Source organism: Sphingomonas azotifigens NBRC 15497 (assembly GCF_002091475.1).
Taxonomy (GTDB): domain Bacteria; phylum Pseudomonadota; class Alphaproteobacteria; order Sphingomonadales; family Sphingomonadaceae; genus Sphingomonas; species Sphingomonas azotifigens.
Map to the genome: position 1 here is coordinate 1 of NZ_BCTR01000083.1, position 17,898 is coordinate 17,898.

Consider the following 17,898-nt stretch of genomic DNA (forward strand, 5'->3'; position numbering starts at 1 on the left):
AGCAATCCGGCGAAGCTCGCCGGATTGATCACGGTGGTGGCGCCGGCCTGCACGGCCAGGGGTTCATTGTCTTCCGATCGGATGACGACGCTGATCGGAAGCGTCGGGGCCAGGCGCCGCGCGGTCAGCACGATCAGGATGGACGTGTCGTCGCGCCCCGCCGCCACGATCATGGCGCTCGCCTTTGCCACCTTCACGGCGTCGAGCGTGGCGTTGCGGCTGGCATCGCCTTCCAGCACCATCACGCCTTCGGCTTCCGCGCGGGCCACCGCATCCGCGTGCGGGTCGATCACCACGATGGCATCGTGCGGCTTGCCCCGGCGGAGCAGTTCGGCCACCGCCTCCGTGCCGCTCGTTCCATGGCCGGCGACGATGACATGGCCATTCAGATCGCGCTGCAGGTTTCGCATCCGCCACTTCTCCCAGACCCCGCGCAGCACGAAATCATAGGCCGTGCCGAGAAAAATCAGCCAGACGAACAGCCGCACGGGGGTGACGACGAACGTATCGAACATCCGCGCCCGGTCCGTCACCGGCACGATGTCGCCATAGCCCACCGTCGTCACGGTGATCATCGTGAAATAGACGACGTCCACGAAACTGACCTTGCCGTCGGTGTTGTCGCGCAGCCCGTCCCGATCCAACCAGTGGCCGGCAAGTGCGACCCCGATCAGCGCAAGTGCCAGTGCCATCCGCCAGCCCAGCGACACCCAGGCGGGCGTACGCCCACGATGGCGCAGGACGGGCGCTTCTCCGATCCATCGACGAGGATTGCGCCGGGCCATCGGTCGGGGGGTTAGCGTGATGCCGGACGCGGAAGCAACCGCAGCGCTGCGGTGCTTTTTCGACTGTTACGGAACATTGCTGCCGAGGAATCGCTTGGGGTCTGAACCTGTTGCCTTCGCAGGCCGAACGGTTGTGCCGCTGCCGTTCCGCGCTCTCGGGAGAGCCCTTGATGTCCGACGCCCGCACCATCACTCGCGCCATTTTCAGCGATCCGTCGCATCTGAGTTGGACCGGACGGGTAGTGGGTGCGGTGGTGGCGTTGATCGGGCTGGTGCTAGCGATCGGCGGCGCCTGGCTGGCGGTGCTCGGCGGCTCGCTCTACTACCTCGTCACCGGCGTCGCGATGGTGGGGGCGGGGGTGCTGCTGGTGCGCGGGCGGACGCTTGGCGGCTGGCTCTATCTCGCGATCGTCGTCCTCACTTTCCTCTGGGCCTGGTGGGAAGTCGGCGCCAATGCCTGGGCGCAGGTGCCGCGGATCATCGCGCCGGTCGTGCTGCTGGTGGCGGTGCTCGCGGCGATGGCAACGATGAGCGTCCGACGTGAGCGGTGGCGGTTCGCGTTGGCCGGCGTGCTGGCCGCGGTGGCGATCACCGGCGTGGACCTTGCTGTGGCCGCGGCCGGTCAGCCCGACTGGGTGCAGGGTGCGCTGCCCGCGCCGGGTACCCAGGGCATGGCCGATCCGTCGGGCCAGCAGACCGGCGCCGACTGGCCGAGCTATGGCGGTACGGGTAGCGCCCGGCGCTATTCCCCGCTCGCGCAAATCAACGCGTCCAACGTCGGCAGCCTCAAGCGCGCTTGGCTGATCCACACCGGCGACATGCCGAGCTCGCCCAGGATCGCCAAGACCTATGGAGCCGAGAACACGCCGCTCAAGATCGGCGATAGCCTCTACCTCTGCACCCCGAAGAACATCCTGATCGCGCTCAATGCCGCCACGGGCGAGCAGCGCTGGCGCTACGACCCCAACGTGCCCGACAAAGCGATTCCCTACACTGCTGCGTGCCGCGGGGTCGTCTACTATGCCGTGCCCGGCATGGCGGCGAACCAGCCCTGCGCGACGCGCGTGATCGAAGGCACGCTCGACGCGCGGCTGATCGCGGTGGATGCGCGCAGCGGCCGTCCGTGCTCGGATTTCGGCACCAACGGCCAGGCCGATATCAAGCAGGGCATGGGGCAGGTACCGGCGGGCTATGTCTCGATCAATTCGCCGCCGACCTTGGTGCGCGGCATCCTCGTCGTCGACCACCAGGTGCTCGACGGGCAGGACCGCTGGGCGCCCTCGGGCGTGATCCAGGGCTTCGACGCGCGCACCGGCAAGCTGCGCTGGGCGTGGGACATGATGCACCCGGAGTGGAACGGCTATCCGCCCGCGGGGCAGGAATGGGCACGCGGCACGCCGAACATGTGGACCATGGCCAGCGGCGACGAGCAGCTCGGTCTGGTCTACCTGCCGATGGGCAATGCGGCGGCGGACTATTATTCGAGCCTGCGTCGCCCGGAGGAGAACCAGTTCGCCACCTCGCTGGTCGCGCTGGACGTGACCACCGGCAAGCCGCGGTGGCGCTTCCAGGCGGTGCGCAAGGACGTATGGGACTATGATTTCGGCGCGCAGGCGACCTTGGTCGATTACAAGGGCGTCCCGGCGATGGTGCTGCCGTCAAAACAGGGCGACATCTACATCCTCGACCGCCGCACCGGTCGTCCGCTGACGCCCGTCGGCGAGATCAAGGCAGCGCAGATCGGCGTCGAGCCGCAGCAGCGCGCCGCCACCCAGCCGGTGTCGCTGTGGCACACGTTGCGCAAGCGTGACCTGACCGAGCGCGACATGTGGGGCATGTCGCCGATCGACCAGATGGTGTGCCGCATTCAGTTCCGCGAGGCGAGCTACAAGGGCTTCTTCACCCCGCCCGAGGCCGACCGGCACTCGATCGAATATCCCGGGTACAATGGCGGCACCGACTGGGGCGGCATCGCGGTGGATCCGCAACGCGGCGTGATCGTCGCCAACTATAACGACATGCCCAACTATGTCCGGCTGGTGCCGCGCGCCGAGGCGAACAAGCGGGGATGGCAACCGCGCGATCAGGCCCGCGGCAAGATCGGCGGAGCGGAAGGCGCAGGCGATCCCCAGGCGCACACCCCCTATGCGATCGACGTCAATGCAGGCTGGCAGCTGCCGTTCACCGGCATGCTCTGCAAGCAGCCCCCCTATGGCGGCATTCGCGCGATCGACATGGCGACCGGCAAGACGATCTGGGACCGCCCGCTGGGCGAGGCGCGCACCAACGGCCCGTTCGGTATTCCCTCGATGCTGCCGATCACCATCGGCACGCCCAATAATGGGGGATCGGTAGTGACCGCGGGCGGGCTGATCTTCGTCGCGGCCGCCACCGACAACCTGATCCGCGCGATCGATCTGCGCACCGGCAAGACGCTGTGGAAGGACGTGCTGCCGGCCGGCGGCCAGGCGACGCCGATCACCTACGAGATCGGCGGCACGCAGTATCTGGTGATCTATGCGGGCGGCCATCATTTCATGAAGACGCCGATCGGCGATGAAGTGGTGGCCTATGCGCTGCCGTCCTAGGTGTTTGGTCCCAGCATGTGATGGTGTAGATTTATCGCCATCGCAGCGGAGGGAGCTATGGGCCAGATTCTTCACGGCAGCGCCAAGACCACGCACGCCATTCGAGGCGAGCTACAGCGATCGCAAGCTTCGGTCGCGAGCCTCGCGAAGCGGTACGGGATTAACGAGAAAACAGTCCTGAAGTGGCGGCATCGACGGTCTGTGGAAGATATGCCGATGGGGCCGAAGGAACGCCGCAGCACGGTGCTCTCGCCGATGGAAGAAGCCGCCATCGTGGCGCTGCGCGTGCAGGCCCGGCTGCCACTGGATGACGTCTTCGTCGCGCTGAAGGATGTGATCCCGCAGTTGACGCGTTCGTCCCTACACCGCTGTCTGCAGCGTCACGGCATCAGCCGCCTGCCCAAGGCCGACCGCGAGAAGCCCAAGAAGTTCAAAGGCTACGAGATCGGGTATTTCCACATCGACATCGCCGAGCTGCGATATGAGGGCGGGAAAGGCTTCCTCTTCGTTGCGGTCGACCGAACCTCGAAGCTGGTCTTCGCCCGTATCTATCGCCGAGCGACCAAGCTGGCGGCTGCCGCGTTCCTCAAGGTGCTCATCAAGGCAGTGCCCTATCCGATCCACACCGTCCTGACCGACAACGGTGTGCAGTTCGTCGATCGGTACCAAGGCGTGTCGCACACGTGGATTGGCCACATTTTCGGTCGCACCTGCCAAGACAACGGCATCGAGCATCGCCTTACCAAGCCGTATCACCCATGGACCAACGGCCAGGCCGAACGGATGGTCAGGACAATCAAGGAAGCGACCACCAAGTCCTTCCATTACGCATCGATCCAGGAACTGCGACGACACGTCGCCGACTGGCTGATTGCCTACAACTTCGCCAAGCAGTTCAAGGCTTTGAAGTTCAGGACGCCCTATGACGCCATCAACGCGCTATGGAAATCAAAGCCCGATGCCTTTATCGTCAAACCCAGCCATCACATGCTGGGACCAAACATCTAGGGCGTTGATGGAGACCTGTACCGCCTTCAGGGAAGCGCACCCCCGATTGTTCTTACTGCAATGGTACCAAGGGGTTGCTGGGCGTATCCTTTGTTTAGCCCGACGAGAGAAGAGCGTGCCTTTCACGAGCGACGGGCTTCACGATCATTCACGGCATAGAACCGGGAAGAGCCATGGCAGAGGAATCAAGGACCGAATTGCACCATTCGCTCAATCTGGCGGGCTTCCGCGCGCTGGCGACCGCCGCCGGCCTGTTGCAGCTTTGCCGGGAGCTCGAAGCGGCGAAGCTTCTATCTCCTGCTGCGATCGATCGCGTGCGCGACTCCATGTTCAACGAGTTGATGGAGCAGGCCGCCCCTGCGCGCCGGCACGACGCGGCCTTCGCAGCGCATCTCCGGCGCAGGCTCGAAGGCCTGTTTTCGGGCGCGGAGCGGCTCGGCGACACGCCCATTTTGCCGTCCTGACGCCGCGCGCCCCAAGCGGAGGATCGCTATGCTACCCCATTGCCGGCAGGCCGTATGGGAAGGCTGCGGCATGACAACGGGTCTTTCTGCCTCCGGCGCCGGTTCCCATCATTCGGAGGGGATGGGGATGCTCACCGTCGCCGTCAGCGGCTCGCCGCATTCCGAATGGCTTGTACAGCAGGCACGATCGCTTGCGGCGCGGCTCGGCGTTCCCTGGGAAGCGCTGCATGTCGAGACGCCTGCCGCCGACCGCGATTCGCCTCGCGGGCTTCGGGCCGCGGCGGCGCTCGCCACGGCGGCAAGGCTGGGAGCCACCATCGCGCGGGTGCCCGCCGCATCGGCCGCGGACGGAATCCAGGCGCATCTTCGAAACATGCCGGTCCGACATCTCGTATTGGGCCACACCGCGGAAGGTCGCTGCAGATGGTTCCGCAGCCCCGGCATCGCCGACCGCCTTCTCGCGGACGAACAGCGCCTGGCGGTCCATCGCTTCCCCCATGCCCGCGGGGAGGATCGCGGCCGGTGGAACCGCGCCGCGCGGCCGGCCGCTTCGATACCCTTCCACCATTATCTGCTTTCGGCTGGCGCTGTAGCGCTTACCCTGGTGGTAGCGGGTCTGCTGCAGGCCCTTGTCGGGCTTCGCACGCTCGATCTGCTTTTCCTTTTCCCGGTGATCGCTGTCGCTGCGCGACTGGGGCTTGGCCCGGCCCTGCTCGCCGTGGCGCTCGCGGTGCTAGGCTATAACTATTTCCTCATGCGCCCGCTCAACGCGTTCAACCTGCACGCCCCGCTCAACCTGGTGATGGGCGGCGTCCTCGGGGCAGTGGCGGTCTATACGAGCATTATTACCGCACGGCTGCGCGGCCGGCTGGTGCTCAGCGACCGCAGCGCGCAGGAGAATGCGAGCATCGCCGCGCTCGCGCAGAAGCTGACGCGGGACGCCGATTGGGAGACGACTGCGCGGACGGTTTGCGAGCACGTCCATCGCCTGTTCGACGTGCAGGCGACGATGTACCGCGAAGTCGACGGTGCGATTTGCCACGTGGCGTCGATCCCCAGCCAGATCCGGCTCGGCCCGGTCAACCAGGCCGCGCTCGACTGGGCCTGGGCGAATGGGGAGGCGGCCGGTGTCGGAACCGCCGTGCTGGGCGCAGCGGACTGGCAGTTCCATCCATTGAAAACCTCACTTGGCATGCTCGCCGTGCTCGGCATCGCGCGCGACGACGGACGGGATCCGGTGAATGCGGTGCAGAAACTGCTGTTGCACACGCTGATCGCGCAGGCTGCCTTGGCGCATGAGCGGCTGCGGCTTGAAGACAGGATGCGCGAAACGTCACGGGCATAAGCGAGCAGCCACGGCGCCTTCCGGCTGGTCGATGCGTTGGAATGCGGAAGGAGAAACAGGCATGGTGTTCGCCACGACGGCGCTTGCTCGAGAGCTGGCATGAAAGCTGTGATGGTCCGCCTCGCCGATCAGCTCCGCCAGAGCTACTGGTTCATCCCCACGGTAATGACGCTGGCGGCGGTACTGCTGGCCGGCGGCATGGTGTGGCTGGACGGGCAGGACGGATCGGGCTGGATGGACCGCTTTGCCTGGCTGCATGCCTCGCGACCCAGCGGCGCGCGGCAACTGCTCTCCGCGATCGGCGGATCGATGATCACCGTGGCCGGCACCGTCTTCTCGGTGACGATTGCCGCGGTCGTCTATGCCTCGGGCGAATACGGGCCGCGACTGCTCAGCAATTTCATGCGCGATCGGGGCAACCAGATCACGCTTGGCACCTTTATCGCCACCTTCCTCTACTGTATCATCGTGCTGCGGACGGTGCGGTCCCCGGAGGAGTCCGGTGCCGCCGCGTTCGTGCCCAATCTCGCGGTGCTGGTGGCGTTGCTGCTTGCGGTCTGTTCCGTGGGCGTGCTGATCTTCTTCATCCACCACGTGCCGCAGCGCATCCACATCAACAGCGTGATCGAGGATATCGGTCGCCGCCTGCTGCACGAAGTGGACCGCCGCTTCCCGAGCGTGATCGGTACCGCCGACCCCGATGCCGCCGAAACGGAAGCGAAAGATCGCCTGGAGCCGGACGGCAGCCCGCGCGCGGTCGGGGCGCGGGGCACCGGCTATATCCAGCTGATCGACGAGGATCTGCTGATGCGGACCGCTACGGATTCCGATCTGGTGTGCCGCATCCGCTACCGGCCGGGCGATTTTGTGCATGAAGGTCGAGCGCTGCTGGAACTGTGGCCGGCCGAGCGGTGCGACGACGCGTGCATAGGCCAACTGCAAGGCGCGTTCGCGCTCGGCGCCCAGCGTACCGCGTTGCAGGACCTGCGCTTTCTGATCGACGAACTTGTCGAAATTGCCGACCGGGCGCTCTCTCCCGGCATCAATGATCCCTTCACTGCGGTCACTTGCATGGACTGGCTCGGGGCGGCGCTCTCGGATCTCGGTCGCAGAGAGCTGCCGGAGCCGCTGCGTCGGGACGAGGCGGGCATGGTGCGGGTGATCGCGCATCCGCTCGATTTCCCGGCGCTGCTGGAACGTTCGTTCGGCGCACTGCTGCAGCATGCGGGGACCAGCACGATCGCAGCGCTCCATTACCTGCACACGCTGGGGGAGATTGCCGCGGACTGCGACAATGCCGATCGCCGCGCGCTTCTCGCGCGGTGGGTGGACCGGATCGAGTTCAAGGCGAACGAGGCTCTCCTGGGCCATGATGCGCGACGTGTCGTCGCGGCAGCGCGCGCGGTGCGGGCAACGATCCTCGTTGGCGACGAATGACCACTGCTCGGCGACGAACCGAGGCAGCGCGCCCTGCATTCCTGAGCTTCCGACGGTAAGCCGTTTGGAAAGGAGGGCTATTTGCCACGTATCGATACTGTCGTCCGCTTCGGCGCGCACGTTGCGCCGGCTATCCTGCTCGCCGCCTGTGTACCCGCTGCACCTCCTGTCGCTGTAAAGGCACCACCGCCGCCGTCTATTGCACGCCCGACGCTGGTCGCGCCGCCGATCGACGCGACCTCCGCGACGCCAAGGCCCAGGCGGTCCGATGAGCCGCCCGCAGCCTTGCTCAACGCGGTGCAGGCCCTCGGCGCCGGGTTCCAGGGGCAGGTTGCGATCTCGGTACGGGATGTCGATCGTGGCTGGATGGTCGCATGGAACGGTGACCGACCGAATCCGCAGCAGAGCGTCAGCAAGCTGTGGGTGGCGATCGCCGTGTTCGACGCGATCGATCACACTCGGATGTCGCTTGCCACGCCGGTGACGGTAACCCGCAGCGACCTTACCGTCTTCCATCAGCCGATCCGCCCGCTGGTTGGTCCGAGCGGCTATCGCACCACGGTCGGCGCACTGCTCGAATGCGCGCTGACCCGCAGCGACAACACCTGCAACGACGTGCTGCTGTGGAAGGTCGGCGGTCCTGCCGCCATCCGCCGCATGCTGAAGGAGAAGGGCATCGACGGCGTCGGCTTCGGCCCCGGCGAGCGCGAGCTCCAGGCGAAGACCGCCGGCCTGGTCTGGCGCAAGGAATGGGCTGGAGGCTGGGGCTTTCTCCAGGCCCGTGCGGCCATGCCCGCGGCCGAACGCCGCAAGGCACTCGATCGCTATCTGGCCGCACCCTATGATGGCGCGACCGCCAACGGCGTGACGCTGGGCCTGTCGCTGCTCGCACAGGGCAAGTTGATCGGCCACGCCTCCACCGATCGGCTGTTTCGGATCATGCTCGCGAGCAAGACGGGACCCTTGCGGCTGAAGTCCGGGCTGCAGCCCGGCTGGAAGATGGCGCACAAGACCGGCACCGGGCAGGAACTGGGCAATCTCGCCACCGGCTATAACGATGTCGGCCTGCTCACCGCGCCCAACGGGCACCGCTACGCGGTGGCGGTGATGATCGCCAGCACGCGCCAGTCGATCCCGGTGCGAATGCGGCTGATGGGTGACGTCACCCGCGCGGTGATCCGCACGGCGGAATGAGGCGCGTCTTCGCTTTCCGGGTGGAAATCGCCTAACCTGCGTTCAACGAACAGAAAAAGGGACGAGGATCGCCTTGGAGGACGCCATCGAAGCAACGGATCGTCGTGCCCGCATGCGCGAGCGCCTGTTGCATCTGGCCCTGTACCGCTGGTGGCGCCAGTCGGTGGTAGCGCCGATCGACCACGAGGCGGTGGTCGCCCGGATCGTGGAGGACAGCGGCTGGTCGGGGCGCTTCGCCTTCATGACGATAATGTCTGCAGGCATCGCGGTGCTGGGGCTGCTGCTGTCGTCGCCGGCGGTGGTGATCGGCGCGATGCTGATCTCGCCCTTGATGAACCCCATCCTCGGCTTCGGCTTCAGCCTCGCGCTGTTCGATTTCGTCGAGCTGCGAAGGTCGCTCAAGGCGCTGGCGATCGGCGCCTTTGCCGCCGTCGCATTCACGGCGCTGATCGTTACCATTTCCCCGCTGCAGGCGCCGACCTCGGAGATCGTGGCGCGCACCCGGCCCAATCTGTTCGACTTGGCAGTTGCGCTGTTCGCGGCGCTGGCGGGCACCTATGCGATCATTCGCGGGCGCGGCGAGACGATCGTCGGCGTGGCCATCGCCACCGCGCTGATGCCGCCGCTGGCGGTGGTCGGCTATGGCATCGCCACCTGGAATGCGCCGGTGGGAATGGGTGCGCTGGCGCTGTTCGTGACCAACTTCATCACCATTGCGCTCTCCGCCACGGCGATGGCGCGCTTCTACGGCTTCGGCCATCATCTCTCGAGCCGCCAGACCTGGACCCAGACGGCGATCCTGATCCTCGTCTTCGTCGCGATGGCGATCCCGCTCGGCATCGCGCTCAACCGCATCGGTCGCGAGGCGGTGGCGGTCACCCAGGCGCGATCGCTGCTGGCGGAGCGGTTCGGCGCCAAGGCGCGGGTCACCCAGCTCGACGTCGACTTCACCCGCGAGCCGCTGGTCGTACGCGCCGTGGTGATCACTCCGCAGGATGCGATGCAGAAGACCGCGACCATCCAGAAGGCGCTGGCGGCGCAGCTCGGCCGTCCGGTCCGCCTCAATCTCGACCAGGTGCTGCTCGGCGCAGGCGCCGACGCACTGGCGGCACAGCGCGAGGAACTGCGGCGGGCAGGGGAGGCGTCGAACCAGGAGACGCAGCGCGCGACCGAAATCGCGCAGATGGTGGCGCTGATCGCCGGCCTGAAGCCCGACGACGTTACCGTCGACCGCGACCATCACCGCGCCACCGCTGCCGCGACGCCGCTGCCCGGGGCGGGGATCGAAGCCTATCGCATGCTCGAGGCGCGGGCGGCGCAGCGCGCGGGCGACTGGACGGTGGCGATCGTCCCGCCCCAGGGGCCGCTGCCGGAGATCGACTTCGCGGACAATGTCGATACCCTCGACGCGCGGGCGACCGAGGCTGTCGCTGCGTCGATCTGGGCAGCGAGGCGCTGGAATATCGCAGCCCTCGGCGTGCCGGGTCTGCCCGCGGGTACCACGCCAGCGAAACCTAGCCTCACGCAGCGACGCGCCCTCGCCATTGCCGAGCAATTGCGCCGTGCGGGCCTCGCCGCAAGCGCGGCCCCGCCCGCCGGGCAGCGCTTTGCGCTCGTGCCCGCACCGGTTCTGCCCTAGGGATTTTCTCCCGCCCAGCCGCAACAGGAGTGCCCGCGTTGAACGAAATCGGTCTTCCCGAACTCGGCACGCTGCTGATCGTCGCCTCGCTGGTGGCGATGATCTCGCGGCGGATCGGGCTGCCCTATACGGCCGGGCTGGTGCTGGCCGGAATCGCGCTCGCGTTCCTGCCGGTGGGCGCCAACCTGCCGCTGTCGCGCGAGCTGATCTTCAACATATTCCTGCCGCCGCTGATCTTCGAGGCGGCGTTGCAGCTGCGTTGGCAGCGGTTCCGGGAGGAGCTGCCGCTCACCGTCGTACTGGCGTTCCTTGGCGTCGCTATTTCCGCGCTGCTGGTTACGGCGGGCATGCACTGGCTGCTGGGCTGGAGCTGGCTGGGCGCGGCCTTCTTCGGCGTGCTGATCGCGGCGACCGATCCCGTCTCGGTGATCGCCGCCTTCAAGGAGATGAAGGCCGAAGCGCGACTGAGCATGGTGGTGGAATCGGAAAGCCTGCTCAACGACGGCGTTGCCGCGGTGGGCTTCGCAATTTTGATCGCGGTTGCTGACGGCGGCGGGCTCAGCGTCGGCGGCGTCGCGACATCGCTGCTCTGGACGGTGCTGGGCGGGGTGGCGATCGGCGGCGCGATCGCTTTCGTGGTGCTTACGGTGGCCGGGCGAACCGAGGACCACCTCGTCGAGGTGACGCTGACCACCGTGATCGCCTGGGCGAGCTTCCTGCTGGCCGAGCATGTCCATGCCTCGGGCGTGTTCGCCGCGCTCGCGGCTGGGATCATCGTCGGCGCGATCGGCCCGCGGGGCTCGATCTCGGTTGCCGGGCGCCAGCATGTCCAGGATTTCTGGGCCTATGCCGCCTTCCTCGCCAATTCCTGCCTGTTCCTGCTGATCGGCAGCCACGAGGCGCACCAGCCCATCGCGCTGGTGAGCAGCGCGCTGATCGCGGGGATCCTGCTGACGCTGCTCGGCCGCGCGGCGGCTGTCTATCCGCTGGCGGCGCTGTTCGCGCGCACGGGGCTGAGGCTGCCGGCAACCTATCAGCATGTGCTCGTCTGGGGCGGGCTGCGCGGGGCGGTGGGGCTGGCGCTGGCGCTGGCGGTGCCGGAGAACGTCGCTGAGCGCGGCGCGATCGTCGTGGTCACCTTCGGTGTCGTCGCCTTCTCGATCTTCGCCCAGGGCCTCACGATGCCGCCGCTGCTCCGTCGCTGGAAGCTGACTGGCGCGGCGGACGCCGAGCATTAAGTCAGGGGCCGATGTCGATGGCGTCGGCCTGCGTTCTGGTGTGCGCACCGTCGTCGAAGCCGAGCGCCCGCGCGATCGGGCCGTTCCAGTCATACGGATCGGTGCGGACCGTTACCCGGCCGATATCGTCGACAAAGGCGTTCTGGTAGAGCAGCCGCACCGGAATGCGTGCCGGCAGGGCGACGAAGGTCTGGTCACCGCCTATGCTGGCTGCCTGCCAGCGATCGGCCACCCCTTCGTCCTCGGCGAGCAGTTGCGCGAAGCCCAGCGCGTCCTCCACCCGCACGCAGCCATGGCTGAGATGCCGCTGGCTGCGCTCGAACAGGCCCGGCGCGCTGGTATCATGGAGGTAGATCGCCTGGTCGTTGACCATGTCGAACTTGACCATTCCCAGGGCATTGTCCGGCCCCGGCTGCTGGACGATATAGCCGCCCCGGCGCACCATGTTGTGGCTGGCAAGATAGTCCGGGCCGACATGCGCCAGCTCGGTATTCTCGATCGACTTGGGGATCGTCCAGGTCGGGTTGGCGACCAGGCGATAGATGGGCGACGACAGAAGCGGCGTTTCCCGGTCCGGCTTTCCGACGATGACCTTGCGGGTGTCGACCGGCACGCCGTCGCGATAGTAAGTGAGGCGCGCGGCGGCGATGTTGACGTCGATGCGCGTCGCCGGTGGATTGCGGGCCAGCCACCGCAGCCGCTCGAGCGCTACGGCGAGCGCCCGGGCGCGGTCGACGGGGCTCAGGGTGAGCACTTCGATCGTGCGCGGACCGACGACCCCGTCCTCGGCAAGGCCATAGTCGCGCTGCAGCGCCCGCACCGCATCGACGATGTCGCTGGTATAGAGGCGCGACGGGGCGGGGGCTGGAGCCGAAGTCGTACCGAGGTCTAGCAGATAGCCTTCCGCTGCGAGTTGCTTGACGATCGCCGCAACGCGATCGTCGCGATCGCCGGGGCGGATCAAGCCTTCCGCTGCTATTTGGGGGGCGGAGTCGTTGCCGAGGCGCTGCTCGGCCACCGCGGCACGATAAGCTTCGGAGAGGCGGCGATAGTCCGCGTCCTGTGGGGCGAGGCCGGCAAGCCAGGCGGGCAGATCGCCCCGCTCGAGCGCGGTGGCAAGCCCCCCTGCGATGTCGACGTCGGGGCGGGGCAGGGTGTAGACGGCGTGCAGCGTTGCCGGATCCACTACGCCCATGGCCAGCGCGCGGGCATAGCGGAGCGCGGCGCGCGTGCGTGCGACATCCAGCGCCTCGGGGCTTGCGGCAGGCTCGACGGAAGACGGGAAGGACAGCCGATCCAGCCCATGATCGGCACGGTGCGCGATCGCCGCTTCGAGGGCGCGCGCGGCCGCGTCGGTCCAAACGAGGCGCCACTGTGCCCGATCGTAGAAGCGCTGAAGCTCGGGCTCGGTTGCGAGCGACCGGAGCGCAGCCTGCGCCTGCCCCGCGGACATGAGAACAGCGGCACCCTGGCGAACGGCAGCGGCGGCAGCGGGAGGTGCAACGGACAGGAGAAGGGGGGCTGCAACCATGCAGCGAAACCGAAGGTTTGAAACAGTCATGTCCTTGCAAACGCACCCGCGCCTCCGATCGGTCCATCGTGCCCGTGCCCCGCTTTGGCGGGCGGGTCGCGGATGACCTCGGCGATCCTCAGTGGCGCCGTCTTGCTGGGCGCGCTGGTGTTGTTCGTATCCGAGCGCGTCCGGCACGATCTGGTGGCGCTGCTGGCCTGCGTGCTGCTCGGCCTTACGCCACCGGGAGACCCGACGCCGCGCTATTGGCGGTGCTGATAGGCACCTCGGCAGATTTTCTCACACCCATCGGCCACCAGAACAACCTGCTCGTGATGGGGCCGGGCGGGTATCGTTTCACGGATTATGCGCGCATGAGCGCCGTCCTCATCGTGCCGGTCGTCGGCACGGCGGCGATGGTCCTTGCCCTCCCATAGCGGGGCGCAACCCGCCGGGGGACCATCCGTTTCCCATGGATGGAGCCAGCTACCTTCTCTCCGTCACGGCCATGGTTTTCCGCGACCGCGACTTGGGTGGACGCGATCATGTCCCGGGTTTCATTGCGGTCGAGCGTGGCGTTGTCTGCCATGGAATGATCTGCGGCTTCCACGATCCTTGTGCGAAGCGCGCCTTTCATCGCTCCGGCGCGCTGAGGACCTCCCCGGTGATCTACCGAGTGGAGAGCCCGGCGAGGTCGCGCGACTTGGTAGGCGGAAGCGTTTCGACGGCATGATGGATGCCACAGGTCAGTCTGCCGGTCATGAACGGGCTCCTTCCAGTTCCGAAATGCGGGCGCGCAGTCGCGCGAGTTCGTCGATGAGGGGTTGATGCGCCGCGGCAATCTCCGCCTCGGTGAAGCGAGGGATGATATGCTGCGGACAGTTCCAGTCGAAGCCGACAATATCGATCAGGAAAACGCGCTCCGGTACTGCGTCATATCCCGAAGGTATCAGCGCAGCGATTTCCGTCGGATCGCCGCTTGCCCGCGCACGACCGATCAATTTGAGGCGCCGCCGTGCAGGATAGTCCATCAGGAACAGGGACACGCGATCGTCCGCAGCCAGGTTCGCCGTCGAAAGATACTGGCGATTGCCTCGATAGTCGACAAAGCCGAGCCTGTTATCGGCGATGTGACGCAGAAACCCGGCGGCGCCGCCGCGGTGCTGAACATAGGGCCAGCCACCTTCGGTCACGCTCGCGATATAGAAGCTGTCGCGTGCCGCGATGAAATCGAGTTCTCTTGCCGTCAGCGCGTCGAACGCGCCGGCCTGGCTTTCCATGCGTGCGTAGACAGTGCGTGATCCGGCTGCCGCCTGCAGTGCACGGGCGCCGGGGCCGAACATCAGATGGAGATAGGTCTGGGCCATAACATACACTCAGGTTGCTGCCGGAGTCGCCTCGTCTCCGGCAGTCAGGAGGTTGCGTAACCGCGGATCGCGGCGAGTAAAGTGGCACGCTGGCGTTCGACGATACGGTTGAAGGCGTCCGCTTCGCCCAGCGCACGCGCCAGGACGATGGCGCCCTGGATCCCGGACACCGCCTCCTCGGCCAGATGCGCGGCCGACGTGGCAGGGACCGTCGCGACTTCGAGACAATGGGCAAGGGCTTCTATCCAGCGGCTGAAATAGCCGTTGATCGTCGTCGCGAACGCTTCGCCGCCGGCATTGAGGCCGAGCGCGCCGACGAGGCAGACCCTGCGCCCGGAGCGGAAATACGCCGTTACCGCTTCGATCATCCCCGTGATCGCTGCCGCCGGATCCTCGGCCTGCTCGAGCGGTGCGAAAATGGTCGCTGCGAACCAGCGATCGACATCGGCAAGGACCGCCTCCATCATCTCTTCCTTGCCCCCGGGGAAGAAATTGTAGAGGCTGCCCTTGCCGAGGCCCGTTGCCTTCGACAGCACCGCCAGGCTTGCGCCCTCGAAACCATGTTCGCGAAACGCTTCCGCCAGCGCGGGCACCGCGTTCTCGCGGGTGGTGAGGACGCGCTTGCCGGTCATAGGCCGAGGTCGCTGAGCGACGGATGATCGTCCGGACGGCGGCCGAGCGGCCAATGGAACTTGCGATCCGATTCCGCGATCGGCATCTCGTTGATGCAGGCATAGCGGTTCGACATCAGGCCATCCTCGGCGAACAACCAGTTCTCGTTGCCATAGGCGCGGAACCATTGGCCGTTATCGTCGTGATATTCATAGGCATAGCGCACCGCGATACGATTGCCGGTGAACGCCCAGAGTTCCTTGATGAGCCGGTATTCGTGTTCCTTGTTCCACTTGCGCGTCAGGAATGCCTCGGCTTCCTCGCGATTGTTGGCAAACTCGACCCGGTTCCGCCAGCGGGTGTCGAGCGTGTACGCCAGCGCGACCTTCGCAGCATCGCGCGTGTTCCAGCCGTCTTCGGCCAAGCGAACTTTTTCAACCGCGGTTTCGTGGGTGAAGGGGGGCATGGGAGGACGAGACATCGGACTTCCTTTCTTGATCGGAGAAGCCTTCGCAAGCGCCGGAGGCGCGAGAAGTAAGGCTGCAGACGTGGCGACAAGAACGTGTCGGCGCGACCGGCTTCATTTCCGGCCATCGAGTTGTACCGACCGGTACAACTTACGCCAGGCACCGTCAAGCGTTGTTCCGATGACGCGGGATCCGGCTGGTGCCTCGTCTCGCGCGGCGGCAAGATTCCAGGCGAGGCTCGCGTATCTGCGATGCCCGAGGGTCTGCCGCCGCTGAAAGCTGTTGACGAAAGTGGGACCGGAGTAGTCGCTTCGTCCGGGGAGCGGGCGGCGAGACGAGCCCCGATAGCAAGCGGCAGCCGGTGCTTTCGATACGTTCATGCTTGCTGCGTTGGCGATCCTATGCCCGGGGCATGGGCGTCGTCGAGCGGAGTATCGACGTGGCGACCCGCACCTTGCTCTCAACCCTTTGCCGCAGCCAGGATGGGCCCGCCGCGGCCCGCCTGCAGCAATATTGCCGCGTGCAGACCGGGGATCGTTGCGTTGGGCACCGGCACGGATAGGGCCATACCGCGCCAGTGCCCGATGGAGCGGACTTCGCGAACGATATTGCGGTGAGGGACAGTCCTTCCGCCATTCTCGCCGGCGCGAATGGCGACCGGGATCGTTCTTGGATCGTAGCGCACCAGCAATATCTCAGCGCCACCACGCGGCGCTGCGCCGCTAGCGATCCTCACGACACCGCCGGAGATTTCAACCGCTGGTCCCGGGGGTGCCGGTTGCGAGACCAACTGTGCGACGCGCGCAGCACTCGCACCGAACACCGTCTGGCGGCCGTTGATCCAATATTGCGGTGTCGCGACACCGACATCGTGGTTGCGCGCCGAATAGTCCCTTTGTCGCTGCGTAAACTGCGGAGACGCAAAGCTGTCTCTCCAGCCCAGATAGTCCCAGTAGGTGACGCCGAAGGAGAGAGCGAGCAGGTCTGGACGATCGGCTAGTCGGTTGAGGTTGATCTGGGCTGGCGGGCAATCAGAGCAGCCCTGGCTTTGAAACAACTCAACGACAATAAGCGGCTTGGCCGACGTCGCGCCAACAGGTGCAGGCCCTAACAGCATCGCTGCGCCTAGCAATCCAGCCCAACCAGGTGAGCGTCGACCCTTTTTCATATCCTGATCCTTCCCCAGCGCGCCGGTGAGCTGCGGCCCACGACCAACGGCGGGCACGTTTGCCTGTACGGCTCGGCGTCTCGTCAAGTTACTCGGCGCCCCGCCCACGTGACGCCGCCAGATTGTAACGCCGCACAGTCTCGCCCCGTACCACAAGGCAGGTGCGCGGTCCCGAGCACCACCTCCAGGAGTCCGTTATGTCGTCGCATGCGCCGCATGATCCAATGCCACCTTCTACCCCGGCGCCGCTCCGGTGAGCGCGCTCAATCCCGCGCTTGGCTATGCCGCCGGTGCGCTTACGATCCTGTCGCCCTGCGTGCTGCCACTGGTGCCAATCGTGCTCAGTGGCGCTGCGCAGCAGCATCGCCACGGCCCATTGGCGCTGGCGGCTGGGCTGGTGCTCTCCTTCACGCTGACCTGCTTCGCGGTGGCGATGCTTGGGGCTTCGCTGGGGTTGAATGGAGAGGGGTTGCGCTGGGCCAGCGCGCTCCTGCTGATGGCGATTGGCGTGCTGCTACTCCTGCCCCGTCTGCAACATGGGTTTGAGCGTCTCGCCGCGCCGCTGGCGAGCTGGGCGGGCGCCCGTCAGCAGCGGCTGGCGCAGTCCGGCCTTCTCGGCCAGTTCGCCATCGGAGCATTGCTCGGGCTTGTTTGGAGCCCCTGCGTCGGTCCGACACTGGGCGCCGCGACTCTTCTTGCTGCCCAAGGGAAGGATCTGGGCGCGGCAGCCATGGTAATCGTAGCGTTCGGACTTGGGATCTCCAGCGTTCTCGTCGCCATTGCCTTCGTCGCTCGCTCGGCACTGGCGAAATGGCGTGGTCGCCTGCTCGGTGCCGGGCAAGGCGGCAAGCGCGTGTTGGGCACGCTCCTCGCCGGCACGGCCGCATTGATCCTCACCGGCGGCGATCGCGCTTTCGAAGCGCTGGTGCTTAACCACGCACCCGTTTGGCTCACCAGCCTGACGACTTCGGTCTGAGTTACGCTAAATCCTATTAAATTCTGGAGGTTTTCATGTTCAAGCAGCTTCTGACGATCGCCGTTGCTCTCACCGTCGCTGCTCCGGCAGTAGCGCAACA

Annotated in this window: 17 protein-coding genes; 11 read left to right on the forward strand and 6 right to left on the reverse strand. The window is 66.4% G+C overall.

Going from position 1 to position 17,898, the window contains the following annotated elements; genetic code table 11:
- On the reverse strand, positions 1-785 hold a 785-nt coding region (locus tag SAZ01S_RS21525), incomplete at its 3' end, for a potassium channel family protein (RefSeq protein WP_084584412.1).
- A 170-nt stretch (positions 786-955) separates the two neighbouring features.
- Here SAZ01S_RS21525 and SAZ01S_RS21530 point away from each other — a divergent pair.
- The 8 genes from SAZ01S_RS21530 to SAZ01S_RS21565 all read left to right on the forward strand — a co-directional run bounded on the left by SAZ01S_RS21530 (position 956) and on the right by SAZ01S_RS21565 (position 11,698).
- Positions 956-3,373 (forward strand): membrane-bound PQQ-dependent dehydrogenase, glucose/quinate/shikimate family, encoded by a 2,418-nt coding sequence (locus SAZ01S_RS21530; protein WP_084584399.1) that lies wholly within the window; start codon positions 956-958, stop codon positions 3,371-3,373.
- Positions 3,374-3,430: 57 nt separating this feature from the next.
- Positions 3,431-4,381 carry an IS481 family transposase gene (locus SAZ01S_RS21535; RefSeq protein WP_084584400.1) on the forward strand — a complete coding sequence of 317 codons (951 nt, stop codon included), beginning with the start codon at positions 3,431-3,433 and terminating at the stop codon, positions 4,379-4,381.
- A gap of 197 nt (positions 4,382-4,578) precedes the next feature.
- Positions 4,579-4,845: a hypothetical protein gene (locus tag SAZ01S_RS21540; RefSeq protein WP_084584401.1), complete on the forward strand. Its 267-nt coding sequence runs from the start codon at positions 4,579-4,581 to the stop codon at positions 4,843-4,845.
- A 127-nt stretch (positions 4,846-4,972) separates the two neighbouring features.
- Positions 4,973-6,190 carry a DUF4118 domain-containing protein gene (locus SAZ01S_RS21545; protein WP_167693231.1) on the forward strand — a complete coding sequence of 406 codons (1,218 nt, stop codon included), beginning with the start codon at positions 4,973-4,975 and terminating at the stop codon, positions 6,188-6,190.
- A 99-nt stretch (positions 6,191-6,289) separates the two neighbouring features.
- Positions 6,290-7,627: a DUF2254 domain-containing protein gene (locus SAZ01S_RS21550; protein ID WP_084584403.1), complete on the forward strand. Its 1,338-nt coding sequence runs from the start codon at positions 6,290-6,292 to the stop codon at positions 7,625-7,627.
- A gap of 213 nt (positions 7,628-7,840) precedes the next feature.
- Positions 7,841-8,821, forward strand: coding sequence for a serine hydrolase (locus SAZ01S_RS21555; protein WP_084584413.1), 981 nt, complete (start codon positions 7,841-7,843; stop codon positions 8,819-8,821).
- A gap of 112 nt (positions 8,822-8,933) precedes the next feature.
- Positions 8,934-10,460, forward strand: a complete 1,527-nt coding sequence (locus SAZ01S_RS21560) for a DUF389 domain-containing protein (RefSeq protein WP_084584414.1) — start codon at positions 8,934-8,936, stop codon at positions 10,458-10,460.
- Positions 10,461-10,489: 29 nt separating this feature from the next.
- Positions 10,490-11,698 carry a cation:proton antiporter gene (locus SAZ01S_RS21565; RefSeq protein WP_245825109.1) on the forward strand — a complete coding sequence of 403 codons (1,209 nt, stop codon included), beginning with the start codon at positions 10,490-10,492 and terminating at the stop codon, positions 11,696-11,698.
- Between the two features lies 1 nt (position 11,699).
- On the opposite strand, the gene SAZ01S_RS21570 is transcribed toward SAZ01S_RS21565, so the two are convergent.
- Entirely contained in the window at positions 11,700-13,151 is a 1,452-nt protein-coding gene (locus SAZ01S_RS21570; protein WP_084584405.1) for a L,D-transpeptidase family protein, read from the reverse strand.
- A gap of 180 nt (positions 13,152-13,331) precedes the next feature.
- On the opposite strand from SAZ01S_RS21570, the gene SAZ01S_RS24145 reads away from it, so the two are divergent.
- A complete protein-coding gene (locus SAZ01S_RS24145) occupies positions 13,332-13,487 on the forward strand; it encodes a hypothetical protein (RefSeq protein ID WP_167693230.1) in 156 nt (51 codons plus the stop codon).
- Positions 13,475-13,645 carry a hypothetical protein gene (locus tag SAZ01S_RS21575; RefSeq protein ID WP_439951245.1) on the forward strand — a complete coding sequence of 57 codons (171 nt, stop codon included), beginning with the start codon at positions 13,475-13,477 and terminating at the stop codon, positions 13,643-13,645. The genes SAZ01S_RS24145 and SAZ01S_RS21575 overlap by 13 nt, the downstream gene beginning before the upstream one ends.
- A gap of 321 nt (positions 13,646-13,966) precedes the next feature.
- On the opposite strand, the gene SAZ01S_RS21585 is transcribed toward SAZ01S_RS21575, so the two are convergent.
- The 4 genes from SAZ01S_RS21585 to SAZ01S_RS21600 all read right to left on the reverse strand — a co-directional run bounded on the left by SAZ01S_RS21585 (position 13,967) and on the right by SAZ01S_RS21600 (position 16,822).
- Complete coding sequence (locus SAZ01S_RS21585; RefSeq protein WP_084584407.1) at positions 13,967-14,575, reverse strand: pyridoxamine 5'-phosphate oxidase family protein; 609 nt, start codon at positions 14,573-14,575, stop codon at positions 13,967-13,969.
- A gap of 44 nt (positions 14,576-14,619) precedes the next feature.
- Complete coding sequence (locus SAZ01S_RS21590) at positions 14,620-15,207, reverse strand: TetR/AcrR family transcriptional regulator (protein WP_084584408.1); 588 nt, start codon at positions 15,205-15,207, stop codon at positions 14,620-14,622.
- Entirely contained in the window at positions 15,204-15,668 is a 465-nt protein-coding gene (locus tag SAZ01S_RS21595; RefSeq protein WP_084584409.1) for a nuclear transport factor 2 family protein, read from the reverse strand. The genes SAZ01S_RS21590 and SAZ01S_RS21595 overlap by 4 nt, the downstream gene beginning before the upstream one ends.
- Positions 15,669-16,114: 446 nt before the next feature.
- A complete protein-coding gene (locus SAZ01S_RS21600) occupies positions 16,115-16,822 on the reverse strand; it encodes a DUF1223 domain-containing protein (protein WP_084584410.1) in 708 nt (235 codons plus the stop codon).
- A 253-nt stretch (positions 16,823-17,075) separates the two neighbouring features.
- Here SAZ01S_RS21600 and SAZ01S_RS21605 point away from each other — a divergent pair, with 253 nt between their 5' ends.
- Positions 17,076-17,798: a cytochrome c biogenesis CcdA family protein gene (locus tag SAZ01S_RS21605; RefSeq protein WP_084584411.1), complete on the forward strand. Its 723-nt coding sequence runs from the start codon at positions 17,076-17,078 to the stop codon at positions 17,796-17,798.
- Positions 17,799-17,898 lie beyond the last annotated feature (100 nt).